Annotated in this window: 2 protein-coding genes; one reads left to right on the top strand and one right to left on the bottom strand. The window is 42.1% G+C overall.

Annotated elements, in window-relative coordinates; translation table 11 throughout:
• Window positions 1-100: 100 nt before the first annotated feature.
• Window positions 101-1,786: a S41 family peptidase gene (locus tag H6550_16655; GenBank protein ID MCB9047768.1), complete on the top strand. Its 1,686-nt coding sequence runs from the start codon at window positions 101-103 to the stop codon at window positions 1,784-1,786.
• Window positions 1,787-1,798: 12 nt separating this feature from the next.
• On the opposite strand, the gene H6550_16650 is transcribed toward H6550_16655, so the two are convergent.
• Window positions 1,799-3,298: a GH3 auxin-responsive promoter family protein gene (locus H6550_16650; GenBank protein MCB9047767.1), complete on the bottom strand. Its 1,500-nt coding sequence runs from the start codon at window positions 3,296-3,298 to the stop codon at window positions 1,799-1,801.
• Between the last annotated feature and the right edge of the window lie 222 nt (window positions 3,299-3,520).

Here is a 3,520-nt window from a genome sequence, read left to right as displayed (position 1 = left end):
ATATTGACAAAGCAATGACCCTGCGTAACTGTTAAAATATCCGGGCAAACCTATTTAGCGCAATATTTTCGTAGCTTGGTGGTTGGTTTAACGACAAACGATGCTGAAGAAATTTAAAAGCTGGTTATACAAGTCAAAAGGATTTGTTGCAGGTGTGGCCCTTGCAGGGGTATTTTTCATCTTTATACAGGCCAGGAATACAGATTCCTATTTCGAGATATCCAAGAACCTGGACATTTTCAATACGGTTCTTAAAGAACTGAACATATATTATGTTGATCCTATTGAACCGGGTCAGCTCGTTAAAACAGGCATTGATGAAATGCTGGCAACCCTTGACCCATATACCAACTATATTACCGAATCAGACTTTGAAGAATACCAGTTTCAGACAACCGGCAAGTATGGTGGCATTGGTGCAAATATGCGTACCACCCAAGACAGCATATACGTGGGTGATGTATATGAAGGCAGCCCGGCAGATAAGGCAGGTCTTCACCCCGGCGACCTGGTAATATCCGTTGCCGGCAAAGAAGTGAAAGGCAAAGACACCGAAGAGATGAGTGTATTGCTGAAAGGCTCGCCCGGCACACAAGTAACCGTAAAAGTCAGAGATGTCTACACGGGACAAGTATCTGAAAAGGTCATTACCCGTAGCGAGATCGAATTATCAAGCGTGCCTTATGCCAGCCTGCTGGGTACTAAAAAAGATATAGCTTATGTAAAGCTCACACAATTCACACCACATTGCGGCAGATTGGTAAAAAACCATTTAGACAGCTTGAAAAAACTGAACCCTTCGCTGAATGGCGTAGTGCTTGACCTCCGCAATAATCCTGGTGGGTTGCTGAATGAAGCAGTAAACGTCTGCAACCTGTTTGTTGATAAAGGACAACTTGTAGTAAGCACAAAAGGCAGACAAAAAGAATGGGAACAGGATTTTAAAACTTCACAGCAAGCATGGGACACAAAAATACCTGTAACAATACTTATCAATCACGGCTCAGCATCAGCATCTGAAATAGTAGCAGGCACTCTACAGGACCTGGACCGTGGTGTAATAGTAGGCGAACGTTCATTTGGTAAAGGCCTGGTACAAACCACAAGGCCTTTAGGATATAATGCCCGCCTTAAACTGACTACTGCCAAATACTATACTCCCAGCGGCAGATGCATCCAGGCACTGGATTATTCGCACCGCAACGTTGATGGCAGTGTGGGCTATGTGCCTGATTCTCTGAAAAAGGAATACAAAACACTAAAGGGCCGCAAAGTGCTGAGTGGTGGTGGTGTAGAACCCGACGTGGACGTAGAGGATGATGTGGCGAGCAAACTGGCTATAACCCTGTACGTCAAAAATTACTTTTTTGATTATGCTACCATATATGCACGTAAGAACAAGACGATTCCGCAGCCCTCTACATTTGCAATAGACAACAATACATTCAATGACTTTGCCAAATGGCTGGAGGGTAAAGACTACACCTACAAGACCGAAACAGAAATAACGCTTGATTCACTCAAAAGTGCTGCTGTTAGAGAAAAATACTTCAACGATATAGAAAGCTCGTATAAAGCATTAGAAGCCAAGCTGCGCCATGATAAAAAACAAGACCTGGAAAAGCACCGTGATATTATTACAGATCTCCTGGAGAGCGAGATAGTATCACGCTTCTACTATATGCGCGGACGAGTTGAACATGGTCTGAAAAATGATGTCAGCCTGAAAAAAGCGCTTGCATTGCTGGAGCAACCTACCGGTTACAATTCGATATTACAACCTTGATATATTGATCAACTAATTCTGAATCCAAGGTTGGATGGCATCCGCAATCTTACGATCGTTGCTTAAACGTGGTACTTTGTTCTGTCCGCCAAGTTTGCCTTGTGACTTCATGTATTCAATAAAGCCATGTTTTTGCATGCTCCTTATCTTAAGCGGTTGCAATATGGCTCCACTTATGAGGTCTTCATAATAGCTGTTTTTCTCCCTCAGGTGGTTGTTGATACTCATAGAAAAAGCCTCGAGGTCATCCGGTACTGTTTCAAATTCCACGAACCACTCGTGATAAGGTAATTCATTATCAGTCTGTACTTTAGGAGCTACGGTAAACTCTATGATATGTGCATTATGTTCCTGCGCAGCCTGTAACATAGCATACTCTACTTCTTCTCCTATGACATGCTCACCAAATGCTGAAATAAAATGCTTGGTACGTCCAGTTACTACCAGCCTGTATGGGTCTGTACTGACAAAGCGTACCGTATCACCAATATTATACCCCCACAGTCCTGCGTTACTATTAATGATGAGTGCATAGTTCACACCCGTTTGTACATCCTTCAGGCTTAAGCGGGTAGGTTGTTCATTATATATCTCATCTGCCGGAATAAATTCAAAATATATTCCAGAATTAGTATTCAGCAGTAAGCCCTCCTCATCTAATGTATCCTGGAAGGCAAAAAAACCTTCAGATGCAGGAAAGGTCTCTATCATATCTACATGTTCACCAAGGCTTTGCAACATCTTTGCCTTATAAGGTTCAAAATTCACCCCACCTTGCACTATCACCTGCAGATTAGGAAACAATTGCTTTATGGTAGACTTCCCGCTTTTTTCCAGCAACCAGTCGAAATACATCTGCACCCAAGGTGGTATGCCACTTATCAGGCGCATATCTTTATCTATAGTCTCCTCTACTATTTTACCCAGTTTGGTTTCCCAGTCCTCGATACAATTAGTCTCATAACCAGGCATTTGGTTACCCTTCAGATAGCCCGGGACAAAATGATTCACAATACCACTCAACCTGCCTGTAGGAATACCAGCCACCCGTTCCAATACCGGTGATCCGGAAAGGAATATCATTTTACCGTCTGCAAAGTCAGGCTTACCACTCTCTACCATGTAGCAGAGCAATGCATTTTTTGCTGTATCTATATGATTATGAATGGAATCCTTGGTAATAGGTATGTATTTTGTACCACTGGTGGTACCCGAGGTTTTGGCAAAATACATAGGTTTTCCCTTCCATAATACATTCTGCTGGCCGTTCTTTATCTTCTCTATATACCCACTCAGCGCCTCATAATCTCTTACCGGCACAGCCTGTGCCAGGTCGTTATGTGTTTTGATGTCTGCAAAATGGTGATCAGTACCAAAAACTGTTTTCCCCGCGTTCTTCAACAAATATTGCAATATTGCTTCCTGTTGCGGCACCGCCAGGCCCATTTCTTTCCTGATACGGCTATGAACAAAGGATGCGTATGGTTTTGCGAGGAATGATTTTATTTTCATCAAAACAATTCTGAAGCAGGTAAAGTTAGGCTTTTATTCAGGCTATACATAATAATAAACATTGCAAGGGAAAGCATTTTAAGAGTGAAGACTACAACTGTTTAATAATAATCAATGTATGTATTTGGCAGGCCTGTCTTATGGCTTAATGTTATATTTTGCCCTGCAGAAAACAAATGGTAAAAAAATTTGCTGGAAATGGAAAAACTGTGTTAACTTTGC

Source organism: Chitinophagales bacterium (genome assembly GCA_020636495.1).
Classification (GTDB): Bacteria; Bacteroidota; Bacteroidia; order Chitinophagales; family Chitinophagaceae; genus UBA5543.
Note: the sequence above shows the minus strand (reverse complement) of the source record. Positions and strands in the feature narration are given on the sequence as shown.

What these genes read in the sequence shown, in the direction of transcription:
- H6550_16655 (MCB9047768.1), top strand. Translation starts at nt 101, where the DNA reads ATGCTGAAGAAATTTAAAAGCTGGTTATACAAGTCAAAAGGATTTGTT.
- H6550_16650 (MCB9047767.1), bottom strand. Translation starts at nt 3,298, where the DNA reads ATGAAAATAAAATCATTCCTCGCAAAACCATACGCATCCTTTGTTCAT.